This window comes from Phenylobacterium sp. CCH9-H3, assembly GCF_001557235.1.
Taxonomy (GTDB): Bacteria; Pseudomonadota; Alphaproteobacteria; order Caulobacterales; family Caulobacteraceae; genus Phenylobacterium.
Genome location: NZ_LSJI01000025.1, coordinates 66166 through 81202 on the forward strand (window position 1 = coordinate 66166; position 15037 = coordinate 81202).

14 protein-coding genes are annotated in these 15037 nt (G+C 68.9%); 5 read left to right on the forward strand and 9 right to left on the reverse strand.

Going from position 1 to position 15037, the window contains the following annotated elements; all coding sequences use genetic code 11:
• Positions 1–129: 129 nt before the first annotated feature.
• Entirely contained in the window at positions 130–999 is an 870-nt protein-coding gene (locus AX721_RS02040; RefSeq protein ID WP_068874270.1) for an alpha/beta hydrolase, read from the reverse strand.
• Positions 1000–1166: 167 nt separating this feature from the next.
• Between AX721_RS02040 and AX721_RS02045 the strand changes: the two genes are divergently transcribed.
• Positions 1167–2408, forward strand: coding sequence for a serine hydrolase (locus AX721_RS02045; RefSeq protein ID WP_068874272.1), 1242 nt, complete (start codon positions 1167–1169; stop codon positions 2406–2408).
• 109 nt (positions 2409–2517) lie between these two features.
• Here AX721_RS02045 and AX721_RS02050 read toward each other — a convergent pair whose 3' ends face one another.
• Positions 2518–2871: a hypothetical protein gene (locus AX721_RS02050; RefSeq protein ID WP_068874274.1), complete on the reverse strand. Its 354-nt coding sequence runs from the start codon at positions 2869–2871 to the stop codon at positions 2518–2520.
• Positions 2872–2983: 112 nt separating this feature from the next.
• Here AX721_RS02050 and AX721_RS02055 point away from each other — a divergent pair, with 112 nt between their 5' ends.
• Entirely contained in the window at positions 2984–3325 is a 342-nt protein-coding gene (locus tag AX721_RS02055; protein ID WP_197422435.1) for a TfoX/Sxy family protein, read from the forward strand.
• 40 nt (positions 3326–3365) lie between these two features.
• Positions 3366–3593 carry a flagellar basal body rod C-terminal domain-containing protein gene (locus AX721_RS02060; protein WP_068874278.1) on the forward strand — a complete coding sequence of 76 codons (228 nt, stop codon included), beginning with the start codon at positions 3366–3368 and terminating at the stop codon, positions 3591–3593.
• Positions 3594–3665: 72 nt separating this feature from the next.
• On the opposite strand, the gene AX721_RS02065 is transcribed toward AX721_RS02060, so the two are convergent.
• A complete protein-coding gene (locus AX721_RS02065) occupies positions 3666–4121 on the reverse strand; it encodes a DUF6152 family protein (RefSeq protein ID WP_068874279.1) in 456 nt (151 codons plus the stop codon).
• A gap of 61 nt (positions 4122–4182) precedes the next feature.
• Positions 4183–5046 carry a hypothetical protein gene (locus AX721_RS02070; protein WP_068874280.1) on the reverse strand — a complete coding sequence of 288 codons (864 nt, stop codon included), beginning with the start codon at positions 5044–5046 and terminating at the stop codon, positions 4183–4185.
• Between the two features lie 132 nt (positions 5047–5178).
• Between AX721_RS02070 and AX721_RS02075 the strand changes: the two genes are divergently transcribed.
• Positions 5179–5799 (forward strand): TIGR02466 family protein, encoded by a 621-nt coding sequence (locus tag AX721_RS02075; RefSeq protein ID WP_068874281.1) that lies wholly within the window; start codon positions 5179–5181, stop codon positions 5797–5799.
• A 6-nt stretch (positions 5800–5805) separates the two neighbouring features.
• Here AX721_RS02075 and AX721_RS02080 read toward each other — a convergent pair whose 3' ends face one another.
• Positions 5806–7446 carry a M28 family metallopeptidase gene (locus tag AX721_RS02080; protein WP_068874282.1) on the reverse strand — a complete coding sequence of 547 codons (1641 nt, stop codon included), beginning with the start codon at positions 7444–7446 and terminating at the stop codon, positions 5806–5808.
• 255 nt (positions 7447–7701) lie between these two features.
• Between AX721_RS02080 and AX721_RS02085 the strand changes: the two genes are divergently transcribed.
• Entirely contained in the window at positions 7702–8823 is a 1122-nt protein-coding gene (locus AX721_RS02085) for an NF038122 family metalloprotease (protein ID WP_231754694.1), read from the forward strand.
• A 76-nt stretch (positions 8824–8899) separates the two neighbouring features.
• On the opposite strand, the gene rpoD is transcribed toward AX721_RS02085, so the two are convergent.
• From rpoD to AX721_RS02105, 4 genes are all read right to left on the reverse strand, one after another.
• A complete protein-coding gene (gene rpoD, locus AX721_RS02090) occupies positions 8900–10834 on the reverse strand; it encodes an RNA polymerase sigma factor RpoD (protein WP_068874283.1) in 1935 nt (644 codons plus the stop codon).
• A 478-nt stretch (positions 10835–11312) separates the two neighbouring features.
• Complete coding sequence (gene dnaG, locus AX721_RS02095) at positions 11313–13229, reverse strand: DNA primase (RefSeq protein WP_068874284.1); 1917 nt, start codon at positions 13227–13229, stop codon at positions 11313–11315.
• A 388-nt stretch (positions 13230–13617) separates the two neighbouring features.
• Positions 13618–14478 (reverse strand): RNA polymerase sigma factor SigJ, encoded by an 861-nt coding sequence (sigJ, locus tag AX721_RS02100; RefSeq protein WP_068874319.1) that lies wholly within the window; start codon positions 14476–14478, stop codon positions 13618–13620.
• 10 nt (positions 14479–14488) lie between these two features.
• The gene (locus tag AX721_RS02105) at positions 14489–15034 is read right to left on the reverse strand and encodes a hypothetical protein (protein ID WP_068874286.1); all 546 of its coding nucleotides are present in this window, start codon (positions 15032–15034) and stop codon (positions 14489–14491) included.
• Between the last annotated feature and the right edge of the window lie 3 nt (positions 15035–15037).

The following is a 15037-nucleotide window of genomic DNA, read 5'->3' on the forward strand; positions in this document are numbered from 1 at the left end:
TCGCAGCGTGCCTCACCCTGGGGCGCCCGTCGGGGGCAAGCCCTTGCAGCTATAAGAGTCTTGCTCCTGCAGGCCGCTGTGGCCGCCCCGACGCAAGGCCCTGCCCTCGCCGCGCCGCAGCACGGGGCTTCAGCTTGCGTGGCGGCGCAGGAAGTCGGTCATTTCGTCCAGAACCGGCGCGCGGCCGCGCAGCGGCCGCGACAGCGCCAGGATCATGCGGATGTGATCGACCCCGGGGTAGTGGCGCTCCTCCACCGGCACGCCGGCCTCGCGAAGCTTGCGGGCGAGCGCGGTGGTGTTGCGCGGATAGACGACGGTGTCCTCCTCCCCCGTGGCCAGGAACGCCGCGGGCGAGCCCTTGCCCACATGGGCCAGGGGCTGCGTGGCCGGCAGGTCCGCGGCCTCGCCGAACGTGCGCCGCGTGATCGCCCCCTCGAGCGGCAGGAAGTCGTAGGGTCCGGCGAGCCCCGCCACGGCCTTGACCTTGGCCGGGTCCACGCCAGCCTCGCGCAGGTAGCGGCCGTCCAGGCCCAGCATCACGGCGTTGTAGGCGCCGGCCGAGTGCCCCACGAGCACGATGCGGTCGGGATCGCCCCCGTACTCCCGCGCGTGTTCGACCGCCCATTTCACCGCCAGGGCGCCGTCATGGAGGAAGCCAGGATAGCGGACCTCCGGATAGAGCCGGTAGTCGGCGACGATGGCTACGAACCCGCGGGACGCCAACGCCCGGCCGACCCAGTTGTAGTCCTGGCGCCGGCCGCTGTCCCAGGAGCCGCCGTAGAAGAACACCGCCACGGGCGCCTGCCCGGCGCCGCCCCGGGGCCCGTACACGTCCAGCGTCTGACGCGGCGCAGGCCCATAGGGAACGCCCTGGGCGGCCCGCGCCGCGGGATCCTTCGGCGACAGGGTGGCAAAGAGCGTGAGCGGCGAGCAAGCGGCCGCCAGGGCGGCGGCCGCGGCGGCCAGGGTGAGACGCTTGGTGACGGCGAGCGGCGGCATGGGGGTCCCGATACGAACGCGCGAGCCGGCGCGCAACGCTCGCCGGCCCTGCGGGCCTATACGCATCGCCGGGCGCCCAGGACGCAGGCCTTGCGTCGCGGCGCCCCTTGACGGGGCGGGCCACACCCGGCGCTATGCTGGGTGAACAACGATAAGGGAGGCGACACATGGACGGAGCTCAGGCGGCGGCAGGCTTCAATCGCGACGCGCTGGCGGGCGTGGCGCCCGCGCTGAAGGGCCTCGTGGACCAGCAGGCGCTGTCGGGCATGGTGACCCTGGTCTGGCGCCGCGGCGAGATCGTCCAGGTCGACGCCATCGGCCAGCGGGACATCGAGGCCGGCCTGCCGATGGAGCGCGACACCCTGTTCCGCATCGCCTCGATGACCAAGCCGGTCACGACCCTGGCCGCGCTGATGCTGGTCGAGGAAGGCAAGCTGAAGCTGGACGACCCGATCACCAGGTGGCTGCCCGAGTTCAAGGACATGAAGGTCCTGACGGACGCCACGGGCCCGCTGGACTCCACCGTTCCCGCCGCCCGCGACATCACGGTCGAGGACCTGATGACCCATCGCTCGGGCCTCGCCTACGGCTTCACCTCGCTGGGCCCGATCGCCCACGCGCATGAGGAGAAGCTGGGTTCGGCCCTGGCCAACCCCCACTCGCCCGACGAGTGGATGACCCGCCTGGGCGCCCTGCCCCTGAGCTACCAGCCGGGCGAGCGCTTCCACTACAGCCACGCCACAGACGTTCTGGGGTTCCTGGTGGCGCGCATCGAGGGCAAGCCCCTGGGTCAGGTGCTGAAAGAGCGCATCTTCGATCCGCTGGGCATGCACGACACCGGCTTCTGGACCCCGCACGACAAGCGCCATCGGCTGGCCAAGCTGTACGCGGCCAAGCCGGAGGGTGGCCTCAAGGACGTGTCCTGGGACGATCCGGACACGCCCGCGGCCTTCGAGGGCGGCGGCGGCGGGCTGGTGTCCACGGTCGACGACTATCTGAAGTTCGCCCGCCTGATGCTGGGCCGGGGCGAGGTCGACGGCGTGCGGCTGGTTAGGCCCGAGACCGTCGACCTGATGACCACCAACCGGCTCACCGACGAGCAGCGCGGCCACGCCTTCCTTGGCATGCCGTTCTGGCTGAGCCAGGGCTTCGGCCTCGGCGCCTCGATGATCCTGGACGCCGAGAAGCATCAGTGGATGGGCGCCGGCGGCGAGGGCGCCTTCGGCTGGCCGGGCGCGTTCGGCACCTGGTGGCAGGCGGATCCGGTCAACGACCTCATCCTGATCTACCTGATCCAGGACTCCATGCCCCTGGGGCCGGAGGCGGTGACGGCCATGCAAGGCCAGCGGCCCACGGGCCGCATCGGCTGCCCGATGTTCCAGAAGATGGTCTACGCCGCCCTGACCTAGAGCGCGTCAGGGTTAAGTGGAAGCCGGTTAACCCGCCCGACGCGCTCTAAACTTTTGATTTAAAGCCTTTTTGCCTGGTTCAGATGATTCCATCTGAACCGGAAAGGCTTTATGGCCGCCGCGGGGCGACACAGATCGGCCGCCCATCGACGGTGTCACCCACCAGCGTGCCGTCGCGAGCGGCGGTCGCTCGGGCGCGGTTCAGCGTCCGGCCTTCCGGCGGCGGGCTCTGGCCTTTGGGGCAGACGGCGACCTCGACGCGCTGGCCGCCGTCCGGGCAGGTGCAGATGTCCTCTCGGAGATCGAGGCGGCTGCCGGGAACCTTGCAGACCGCCGGGATCAGCCGGCCGCCGACCTCGATGCATTGGATGGTCTTCGTCGGTGGGTTCTCGCCGATCGGCTGGGCGAAGGCCGGCCCGGCGATGACCGCCAGGCTGGCCAGGACCGAGAGGGTGCGGATCATCGGCTGTTCCTCCTGACCGCAGTATAGCGCCCGAGGCGCTCCGGCGCCTTCCCAGCCTGGCCGGACGGCCGCAAGCTTGGACATGGCCTGGACGAAATCCCCAAAGAGCCTCGTGGACCTTTTCGAGCTCAGCCTGCCCGAGGCGCCGGGCCTGCAGCGTCGCAAGATGTTCGGCTACCCCGTCGCCTTCGTGAACGGGAACATGTGCGCCGGCCTCTTCCAGGACAGCATCTTCGCGCGCCTGCCGCCCGCGCTCTCGGCCGAGCTGGTCGCCGACCACGGCGCAAGGCCCTTCGAGCCCATGCCCGGACGGCCCATGCGCGCCTATCTGACGCTGCCGGAAGAGGTGGTGGAGGACGAAGCGCGCCTCGCCGACCTGCTTGGCGCCGCCTGCGCCTTCACCGCGGGCCTGCCGCCGAAGGCGTCGAAATCCACGCGCGGTTCACCACGTTGATGCGTGCCCCCTTAACCGGACCTGGCGCAGCCTCTGGCCCATGGACCCGATCTCCACCGCCCGCTACGGCCTCATGGCGGCCTCCCGCCGCTTCGAGGCCTCGGCCGTCAACATCGCCACCATGGGCGTCGAAGGCGAGCCCGAGGTCGACCTGGCCAAGGAGACGGTCGACATGATCGAGGCCAAGACGGCGTTCTCCGCCAACCTGTCGGTGATCCGGTTCGCCCAGGACATGTGGGACTCGCTGCTCCAGCTCCAGACCCGCTGACCCCGCCCACGGCCAAACGAAAAAGGGGAGCCTCGCGGCTCCCCTTTCCGTATCCGGCGCGGACCTCGAGCCCTACTTCTTGTCCGTAGGGTCCGACCCATCCTTCGGCGCGCCGGTGCCGGACGAGCCCATGAACAGCTTCTTCCCATCGGGGAAGGTCACGTCGCGGCCGTTGGCCTTGCAGGCCGGCCGGCAGAGCTTGTCCTTGGACTGGTAGCCGCGGACGATGATCTCAGTGCCCGCCGGCAGCGAGGCCTTGGTGATCCCCGAGCGCATCAGGGTGTTGGGCGTGCCGCCTTCCACCATCCAGGCGGTCGACTTGCCGCTGGAATCCACGACGTTCATGTGGACCCAGGCATGCGGATTGATCCACTCGACGCGGGTCACCTTGCCCCGCAGCAGGACCGGGGCCTTGCCGTCGAATTCCGCGGCGAAGGCGTGGTGGGCCCAGGCCGCGCCGCCGGCGGCGGCCACGCTCAGCGCCGCGCCGACAGCGCCCGCAACGATCAGCTTCTTGTTCTTGTCCATCTCGCGCCTCCAACGCCGGATGCCAGACCTTATTCCTCGAAGGTTCGGTTTGGAACCGGACCTATTTCAGCGGTTCCTTGCGCAGGTCGCCGTACATCAGTTCCTCCACGAACTCGACGCACTTGAACTGGTTCAACCGCGCGTCCTCGCCCTGCCGCTTGTAGAGGTTGAAGCTCATCTTCCAGGGCCGGGTGAAGGTGGCCGGGTCGGTGATCGTGGCCTCGTAGCGCATCACGCCCGGCCCCGTTGGCGTCCAGCGCTCGACCACCTGCATCTGGTCGGAGTGGAAGTTGCCGGCCCGGTCGAACCAGGTGCGGTCGTTCATGCCGGTGACGGTGACGACCAGGGTGTCGCCCTCCCACTTGGCCACCGACTGCCCCATCCAGCTGTCGACGGGCGCCGGGCCGGGGTCGGTGAAGAGGATGTTCCGCACCGCGCCCGCGTACTCGTAGGCGATGAGCATGGACTTCTCGGACTGGAAGACCTGGAACGGCAGGTGCATGTAGTTCGCGCGGGGCACGCCCGGCAGGTAGCACTTCACCTCGGGGTCCAGGTTCAGATAGTCGGCCCGGTTCGCGTCCCGCTGCTTCCTCGCCTCGGGGGTATAGGGAATCTCGCCCCCTTCCACGATGCCCAGGCCGCCGGGCACGGCGCCCACGGCGCCTAGCGCCAGGACCGCCTTGGCCGGCACCGGGACCACCGGACCGGGACGAAGCTGCAGCGCCGCGCGCGCAGCATGGGGCTCGATGTCCCACCCGGCCGAGTTCATCGCCTGCCAGACGCCGTTCAGGTCGGGGTGCTTGCCGTCGGGCCCGCGTGGGGCCTTGTAGACCGCCGCAGCCTTGGGTTTCCCTTGCGCCTGAGACACGGCGGGCGCGGTCACCGCAAGGCCGATCACAGCCAACGCCGTCACGAACCTGATCATGCTCTCGCTTCCCCCAACTCGGGCCCGGGCTCTGCGGCCGGGCTCTCTTGACCTCAACCTAGACAGCGCTCGCACGCCGCGCCAGCGGACGCGGTGTTTGAGAAACCGGTGGGCTGCGGTAAGCCGCCCGCCATGACGCTGCGCCCGCTCTTCGCCACGCCTGTCTACGAGGCGACCCTTACAACAAACCGTAGCTTCGAAAATTTCAACCGCGAGATTTTGGAGGCCTGCCACATGCTGGAGGCGGAGGATCAGGCGGGCCGCGCCTGGAGCCGCGTACACGGCTACGGCGGGTACACGTCCTACGCCTCGCTCGACGACCTGCCTCAGCGGATGAGCGTCTTCGCCGACTTGAAGACCCAGCTCGACCGCCACGCCAAGGCCTTCGCCGAGGGCCTTCACTTCGACCTGCAGGGCGGGCGGCTGCGCCTCGACAGCCTATGGGTCAATGTCCTGAAGCCCGGCGCCGGCCACTCGGGGCACATCCATCCCCACAGCGTCATCTCGGGCACCGTCTATGTGGCCGTGCCGCCCGGCGCCAGCGCGCTGAAGCTCGAGGACCCCCGGCTGCCGCTGATGATGGCGGCGCCGCCGCGCCGCGCCGACGCCCCCGAGGAGACCCGCGCCTTCGTCTACCTCCAGCCGCAGCCCGGCACGGTCTACATGTGGGAAAGCTGGCTCCGCCACGAGGTCCCGGCGAACAAGGCCAGGTCCCCGCGCGTGAGCGTGAGCTTCAACTACGGCTGGCGCTGACTGCCCTTACCGGTCGGCCACGGCCTGCGGCCGGGCGAACTTGCCGGCGAAGAAGTCACCCTTGTTCCACAGCGGCCGCTCGTCGGCGTCGGCGATCTCGCGGGCGATCTCGTAGTTGATGCGGGCGAACTTGGCGCCGGCCGCGTAGTCGATCTCCTGGGAGAGGTCGTCGCACGGCTTGTGGTAGCACTTCGCCAGGAAACCGCGGAACTTGGCCTCGCCGCCGTTCTGGAAGCCGGTCATCAGGAAGGTCGATGGCACCCCGACCTCCACGAACCGGAAGTGGTCCGAGCGGGTGAAGAGCCCCTCCTCCGGCATCGGGTCGGGCGAGAGGGCCACGCCTTCGCGCGCCGCCGCCCGGCGGACCGCGCCGGCCAGGCTCGAGCGCTCGGCGCCGAACGCCACCACGTCCAGGAAGTCGTAGGTCAGGATCGGCATGTCCAGATTGACGTTCGCCACGAGCGCGGCGGCGGCCGTCGTCGGGTTGCGCGCGAAGTACTCGGCGCCCAGCAGGCCCTTCTCCTCGCCCGTGACCGCCAGGAACAGCACCGAGCGGCGCGGCGCCTTACCCGACGCCTGGAAGGCCCGCGCCACCTCCAGGGTGGTGGCGATGCCGCCGGCGTTGTCGAGCGCCCCGTTGTTGATCCCGTCGCCGGCCACCGGCGGGGTGACGCCGATGTGGTCCAGGTGGGCCGACAGGACGACCACCTCGCCCTTCAGCTTCGGGTCGGAGCCTTCCAGCATCCCGGCCACGTTGGCGCTCTCCAGCGTCTTCGTCTCGGTGCGCAGGGTCGCGTCCAGGCTGGTGGCCAGGGCGAAGCGCGGCGGATCGCCCTTGGGCTTCTCGGCGGCCGCGACCACCTCGGCGAAGGTCTTCCTGGCTCCGGCGAACAGCTTGTCCGCCCCCGCGACGCTCACCGCCGCCAGTTGCGGCGTGCCGATCGCCACGTCGTGGGGTGCGCCGTCCGGCCGGCGCCAGGTCATCGCCCAACTCCGCCACGTGCGCTTGCCGTCCGCGAAGGGTCGGCGCTTCTCGTCCGACGGCAGGTTGACCGAGATCAGTCCGACCGCGCCGCGCGCCGCCGCCTGCGCGCGCTTCGTCCGCCCGTTGGCGTAGTAGGCGCGCTCCTCGGTCTGGAAGCTCGACGGGGCGCCGGACAGCACCACGACGATCTTCCCCGTCACGTCCAGGCCCTTGTAGTCGTCGCGCTTGTGCTCCGGCGAGACGACGCCGAAGCCCACGAACACCAGCGGCGCCGATACGCGCCGCTCAGCCGGCCCGAAGGGCTTGCCCGGCATGACGTCCTCGCCGAACACCAGCGGCACGTGGGCGCCACCCTTGGCCTTGAGAACGAACCGGCCCTCGTCCGCGGGGCGGGCGGCCAGCAGCGGCACCGGCTGGAACCAGCCGCTATCGGCGCCGGCGGGCTTCAGCCCCAGCTGCGCGAACTGCGAGGCGACATAGTTGGCGGCGATGTCGTAGCCGGGCGAGCCGGCCTCGCGGCCCTGCAGCAGGTCGGAGGCGAGGAAGGCGACGTGGGCGCGGACCCGCTCGGCGGAGGCCTGCGACTCGCCCGTCTGCGCCGCGGCGGAACCGGCGACGAGCATCGCGGCCGCAACGGCGACCGCGAACCTGGATGGAAACATGGAAACTCCCTGATTTGCCTATTTCTATCGCAGGGCCCGGCGGTGCGAACAGCCTACCTCGCGCAACAGGGGAGTTTCTCCCTCCACGTACGCCGACGCACAGAAAATGCAATCAGAAGTGGGGAAACACACTTGACGGTGGAATTTTAAAGTTACCAGCTTGTTACCAGTTGTTCGCCATGCCGTTCGGGGGGTCTTGGTGAATGGTCACAGATGGGGCGCTACATGTCGGCTTTCAAACTAAAGTATTTACTGTTGGGGTCGCTGGCCGCGGGTTCGCTGATGTCCGCGGCGCCGGCCTCGGCCCTGACGATCGAGCTGAACGATATCGGCGGCGTTTCGGGCTCTCCCGCCCAGCTCGGCTTCCAGGTGGCGGCCAAGTACTGGGAATCGGTCTTCACGAACGACGCCACGATCCGCCTGGACGTGGGCTACAGCAATCTCGGCCCGGGCATTCTCGGCAGTACGGGCAGCACGCTGTACCAGTTCCTCGACATCTCGGACTATCAGACGCTGCTGTCGCTGAACGCCACCAGCGCCCTGGACGCCACGGCCGTCGCCAACCTCTCGCCGCTGAGCGGGACGGGATCGGTGGACGTGCTGGTGCCGGGCTACCTGACCGGCACATCGGGCATCGATGTCGACGCTGCGCCCCGCACGGCGCCCGACGGTGAGGCGATCAGCAACACGATGGCGATCTCCACGGCCAACCTGAAGGCCCTTGTGGGCGACTTCGGTTACGCGGGCCCCGACGCCGAGATCCTGTTCTCCAACCAGTTCGCGTTCGATTTCGACCCGCGCGACGGCATCACCCCGGGGACCTTCGACTTCATCGGGGTCGCGGTCCACGAGATCGGGCACGCGCTGGGCTTCATCAGCGGGGTCGACGACTTCGACTACAGCAACGGCTACGCCGGAAGCGACGTGGACGACTATTGGTGGGGCTATAGCCTCGACATGTTCCGCTACAGCGCCCCCGGGCAACTCGACTGGACCGTCGGGACGGAATCCTACTTCTCGATCGACGGCGGCGTGACCAACCTCGGCAATTTCTCGACCGGGTCTCAGAACGGCGACGGCTGGCAGGCCTCGCACTGGAAGGAGCCCGACGTCGCCTGCACCGACTTCCTCGGGATCATGAACCCGTACATTTGCCGCGGGCTTGAAGATTCGGTGACGGCCCTAGACCTGGCGCTGTTCGACGCCATCGGCTGGAACGTCAACTTCGACGTGCTGCAGAACGGCGACTACGAATACCTGACCTCGACCATGCGCGGCGCGTTCGTGCCCGAGCCGTCGACCTGGGCCCTGATGATCATGGGCTTCGGGATGATGGGCGGCATGGTCCGCCGTCGCCGGCCGGCGCTCGCCCGCTGAGGCGAACCAAGGCCTGAACGAAAAACGCCGCCGGCTTCCACCGGCGGCGTTCTTTTCATGCGGGTCGCGGACGACCTCAGCTGTCGAGGAAGCTCCGCAGCTTCCGCGACCGGCTCGGGTGCTTCAGCTTGCGCAGGGCCTTGGCCTCGATCTGGCGGATCCGCTCGCGGGTCACGCTGAACTGCTGGCCGACCTCTTCCAGGGTGTGGTCGGTGTTCATGCCGATGCCGAAGCGCATGCGCAGGACGCGTTCTTCGCGCGGGGTCAACGACGCGAGCACTCGCGTCGTGGTTTCACGAAGATTGCTCTGGATGGCCGCGTCGATCGGCAGGACGGCGTTCTTGTCCTCGATGAAGTCGCCGAGGTGGCTGTCTTCCTCGTCGCCGATCGGCGTCTCGAGGCTGATCGGCTCCTTGGCGATCTTCAGGACCTTGCGCACCTTCTCCAGCGGCATGGCCAGCTTCTCGGCCAGCTCCTCCGGCGTCGGCTCGCGGCCGATCTCGTGCAGCATCTGGCGGCTGGTGCGGACGATCTTGTTGATCGTCTCGATCATGTGCACCGGGATGCGGATGGTCCGCGCCTGGTCGGCGATCGAGCGGGTGATCGCCTGCCGGATCCACCAGGTGGCGTAGGTCGAGAACTTGTAGCCGCGGCGGTACTCGAACTTGTCCACCGCCTTCATCAGGCCGATGTTGCCTTCCTGGATCAGGTCCAGGAACTGCAGGCCGCGGTTCGTGTACTTCTTGGCGATGGAGATCACGAGGCGCAGGTTCGCCTCGACCATTTCCTTCTTCGCCTGACGCGCTTCGCGCTCGCCCTTCTGCACCGTCTGGACGATGCGGCGGTAGTCGTCGATCGGAACGCCGGTCTCCTGCGCCAGGGCCGCGATCTCCGAGCGGATGTCGCCGATCTGGCCGGCGTCGTTCTCGGCGAACTTGGTCCAGCGCACGCCCAGGGCCTTCACCTGGTCGCTCCAGTCGGGCCGCATCTCCTGGCCGAAGTAGGCTTTCAGGAACTCGGTGCGGCTGATGCCGTAGCTGTCGGCGAGTCGAAGCAGGCGCCCCTCAAGAACCATCAACCGCTTGTTGATCGCATAGAGCTGCTCGACCAGCGCCTCGATGCGGTTGTTGTTCAGCTTCAGGGTCTTGAGGTGCTGGACGATGGCGCCCGCGGCGGCCTGGTAGGCGGCCCGGTCCTTCTCGCTCAGGTCCTCGCCCTTCAGCTTCTGGCCGACCAGCTTTTCCTGCAGCAGGCGGAAGGCTTCGAACTCGCCCGCGATCGCGTCCAGGGTCGCCATTACGCCTTCGCGCAGCTCGGCTTCCATGGCGCTGATGGTGGGGCCCGCGCCGTCGTCGAAATCGTCGTCGCTGTCGCCTTCCCCCTCGGGCTTCTCCTCGCCCTCGACCTCTTCGGCCTCCTCGGCGGCTTCCGCCGGGGCCGGGATTTCGCCCGCCGCCTGGTTCTGGCCGCCGTAGGTCTGTTCGAGGTCGATGACCTCGCGCAGCAGGATGCGGCCGCCTTCCAGCTCCTCGCGCCACACCATGATGGCTTCGAAGGTCAGGGCGCTCTCGCACAGCCCGCGGATCATCGTGTCGCGGCCGGCCTCGATGCGCTTGGCGATGGCGATTTCGCCCTCGCGCGAAAGCAGCTCCACCGAACCCATTTCGCGCAGGTACATCCGCACCGGGTCGTCCGTGCGGTCGTAGGCCGGCTCCTTGGTGGTCTCGACCACCGCCGACTCCTCGCGCACCGCGACCTCTCCGCCCTCGGCGTCGTCTTCGGATTCCACGACGTTGACGCCCATCTCGCTCAGCATGGCGAGGGTGTCTTCGATCTGTTCGGAGGTCACTTCCTCGGACGGCAGGACCTTGTTCAGCTCGTCCATCGTGACATAGCCGCGGGTCTTGGCCTGTTTGATGAACTTCTTGACCGCCGCATCCGTGAGGTCGAGCAGCGGACCGTCGCCGCCAGTGGACTCGGGCGTTTCGGCTTCGGCCGTGTTTGCGCTCATCTAAATCTCCGAAATCGGCTGCCGCCCCCCTTGCAAGGGGCGGGCCGAAAAATAGTGGGCGACGGGCCCGGATCGAGAGGTCGCGTCAATACGACCCGTGGTCCGTCGAAAACGTTCCCGTGCTTGTTCAATGCGCCAGTGGATACGCCGAACCGCCATGAAGGATGCCGCCAAAGGACAATCGGCCGCAGAGGTGACCCTCGGCAGCGCCCCGTGGCGTCGACCTCCAGCCCCGGTATGGACCTGACGGCGCGACCACTGCGATTTCCGCGCATCGAGGGAGACATCACATCCACGTGGGGGGCGCGTCCGTGTTCGCAACGGCCCATCGATGTCTGTCGCAGCGCGCTAAATCTGCAGGACGGCAGATGGCGTGCGGCACGCCCAGTGTCAAGACAGTGACCGTGTCGGGCGAACAGGGTGCGGGCATTTCGCGCAGGCGCGCGCCCCACTGCGTCGGACCTCCGACGGACAGGCCTCAGTGCGGCAGAACCGGGGGGCCGCCGTCTTCCCGGGTCCAGTCGCTGTTGATCAGCTTGCGCAGATGGTCCCGCTCGGCCTTGAGCGGCGCGAGCGCGCTGACCGCGGACGGATCGCGCCCGATGTCGCTCAGCGCCCCTTCGACGGCGCGTTCCAGCGCCTCAAGCTGCATCAGGAGCTCGAAAGCCTGCCGCCAGAGGATTCGGGCCCGGTCGCGCGCCGCGCCTGGATCGAGGAACGGCGCCGCCACGCCGGCCTTGCTGGCGTCGCGATCCATCCGCGCGATCATCGCGTCGTCGACGCCCCGCGCCTTCAGCCGACGCAGAACAACGTCGAAGTCCGCCTCGTCGGCCTCGTAGCGCAGCTGGACCAGTTCATGGGCGATGCGGTCGAGCTTCTCGTCGCCGAACCCGCGCGAGCCGACCAGCTCGATGGAATCGTCGATGATCCCCGGATCGTGCAGCGCCGCCTTGGCCAGGGCCGCCGCCAGCGGCCGCGACGACAGTTTCAGTTCGCCGGCCGCCGTCTTCGCCTCCGGCGTGGCTCCCGCCAGGGCCGCCTTGCGCTTCGCCCAGCCGTGCTTGGCCAGCGCCCGGCCCGCCGCTCCGGGCTCGTAGACCGTCTGGCGGGAGGGCGAGAGTGCGTCGAACCGGCCGAGCAGATCCTCCTTGTAGGCCGCCGCCAGGTCCGGGTCGGCGATCGTGGCCGCCAGCTTGCGCAGCCGCACCTTCAGCGCCGTCTTCCGCTCCGGCGTGTCCAGCGGCTCGGCGTCCTTCTCGCGGATGAACAGCGCCTCAGCGAAGGGCGTGGTGTGCGAGAGCTGCGCCTTCAACACCGCCGGCCCCTGCTCGCGCAGCACGTCGTCCGGGTCCTTGCCGCCCTCGACGATGGCGAAGCGGAAGCTCTTGCCTGGCTTCAGCAGCGGCAGCGCCCGGTCCATGGCCCTGGCCGCGGCCTGCCGGCCCGCCCGGTCGCCGTCGAAACAGAGCGTGGGTTCCGGATGGTGCCGCCACAGCACCTCCATCTGGTCCTCGCCCAGGGCCGTGCCCATGGCCGCCACCGCTGGGACGCCGGCCCGTTGGCAGGCGATGACGTCCATGTAGCCTTCCACCACCACCAGCGGCAGGTCCTCGTCCGCCTTCGCCGCGGCCAGGATCTTGCGCGCCTCGGACAGGCCATAGAGCTGGTGGCCCTTGTGGAAGACCACCGTCTCCGGGCCGTTCAGGTACTTGGCGCGGGCCTGCGGATCCATCGCCCGGCCGCCGAACGAGACCACCCGTCCGCGCACGTCCAGGATGGGGAAGATGATCCGGTCGCGGAACCGGTCGTAGGGCGCCCCGCCGTCCTCGGGTGCGATCAGCAGGCCGGTCTCCACCAGCTCGGCCGGCCGCGCGCCTTTGGCGACCAGATAGTCCTTCAGCGCCGTTCGGCCGGCCGGCGAGAAACCGATCCGGAACCGCGGCCATTCGGTCTCGGGCAGGCCGCGCTTCTCGAGATAGGCGCGCGCGTCGCGCCCCGGCGGCCGGCGCAGCTCGGCCTCGAACCACTGGGCCGCCAGCTCCAGCCAGTCGCCCAGTTCGTGGCGCTTCCTGTCCTGTTCGGCGCCGCGCGGATCGACCGCCGGCAAGGCCACGCCGGCCTCCGCCGCCAGCCGCTCGACCGCTTCAGCGAAGCTCAGCCGCTCGGTCTCCTGCAGGAAGGTGATCAGGTCGCCGGTCTTGCCCGACGAGAAATCGAAGAACTGGCCCTTCTCGTCGTTCACGTAGAACGAGGGCGTCTTCTCCTTGTTGAAGGGCGACAGGCCCACGTACTCGCGGCCCTGCTTGCGCAGCTTCACGGTCCGGCCGATGACGTCGCTCGGCCGCAGCCGGGACTTCACCTCCTCCAGAAACCGCTCGTCAAACCGCCCGACCATTGCAAACGACCGATTACACATTCTCAGCGCGACGCATTGGCGGGCGCTGTGGATCGCCTCTATCGCTTGTACATGTTCTATGTATGTTCTATTGCTAGCCAAGCAAGCTGCTTGCGCGAAGCGCCGAGCTAAGCTTGACGCCTGACTGCTGACCGTGATTCAAGCCCCGATGCCAAGAGGGACCGAAGCCATATCCGGCCCGGCCCCTCACGGCTCCAGAGAGCTGCCCCACCTTCCAGGACTGCGGACTGTATCGGGATGCCCCCCGATACAGCCCCCCGGCTGCGAATCACTTCGCGGCCCGTGACATTTCTTGGATAAGGCAGCGGCAAACGCGGAGTCGAGTCAGGTTCTCGATACGTGCCCGGGTACGTCAAAACCGGACGCCTCAGCCCACATGCCCCAGCTTGTCGGGGTTGCGGACGTTGTAGATCGCAGCGATCTGGCCGTCGTCGCCGGGTTCGAACGCCATCACCGCCAGGCCGTCGCTCAGGTGCAGGATGAAGCCCGGCAGGCCGTTGACCCGCGCGGGCGAGAAATCCCCCGCATAGGCGCCGCTGGTCCGCCACGAGAGCGCCTGCATCAGGCCCACGATGTCCTCGCGGCCCACCAGCACCCGCAGCGCGGCCTTCCGCTTGCCGCCGCCGTCGGTGACCATGATCGCGTCTTCCGCCAGCAGGCTGGACAGGGCCTTGAAGTCCGCGGACGCCGAGGCGGCCATGAAGGCCTGCGCCAGCTTCATCGCCTTCTCCTGGTCGACCGCGAACCTCGGCTTGGCGTCCTGGATATGCTCGCGCGCCCGGCTGGCGAGCTGGCGCACGGCCGCCTCGGACCGTTCCAGCGTTGCGGCGATCTCGGCGTAGTCCTCGTCGAACACGTCGTGCAGCAGGAACACCGCCCGCTCCAGGGGCGACAGCCGCTCCAGGGCCAGCAGGAAGGCGATCGACACCTCCTCCGCCCGCTCCACGGGGTCCTCGGTCATCGGCTCGATCAGGGGCTCGGGCAGCCAGGGGCCGCGATAGGCCTCCCGCTCCACCTTGGCGGCGCGCAGCCGGTCGATGCACAGGCGCGTCGTGGTCCGCACCAGCCAGGCGGCGGGGTCGGTGACGCCCTCTCCCGCCCTCTGCCAGCGGATCCAGGCGTCCTGCACCACGTCCTCGGCCTCGGAGACCGACCCCAGCATGCGGTAGGCCAGCCGCTTCAGCCGGCTGCGATTGGCCTCGAAGGCGTCGATCTGGCCCGCGTCCATGGCCGCCACCTTAAGCCGCCAGCCGGTGCGGCGCGACCGCCTCACCGCCCACCTGCACGCGCGAGCAGGCCTTGCCGTAGCCAAGCGCGTACTTGAGCGTCGGGTACATCCGCGAGGCCACGATCGCCAGGCTGATCGCCACCAGCGCCTTGTCGCCCCAGCGGCGCACGATCTCGTCGCGCAGCGGGTCGCAGGCCGCCATGTCGCGGGCCAGGCTCGCCCGGGCGAAGCGATAGCCCAGGGCCGCCGTCTCACCCATGGCGGCCTCGTCGCCCGCGATGACGGCCCGCAGCACCTTCGGATCCACGCCGTTCGCCGTGGCGATGTCGACGCCCACCTGCACGCAGGGCCCGCAGTCCTCCAGCATGGTCCCGTACAGCCCGGCGCCCACCAGCGCCTCGGGCGGGGCGGCCTTGTGGTCCAGGGCCTGGGTCCCGAGGCTGAACTTGAGCAGGCTGGAAGGGTTCACGCGCAGGACGTGGCGCATGTAGCTGGCGTCGTACCCGTAGGTCCGCTCGAACTTGCCGAGCCAGCGGGCGAGGAAGATCTTCAGCATCGG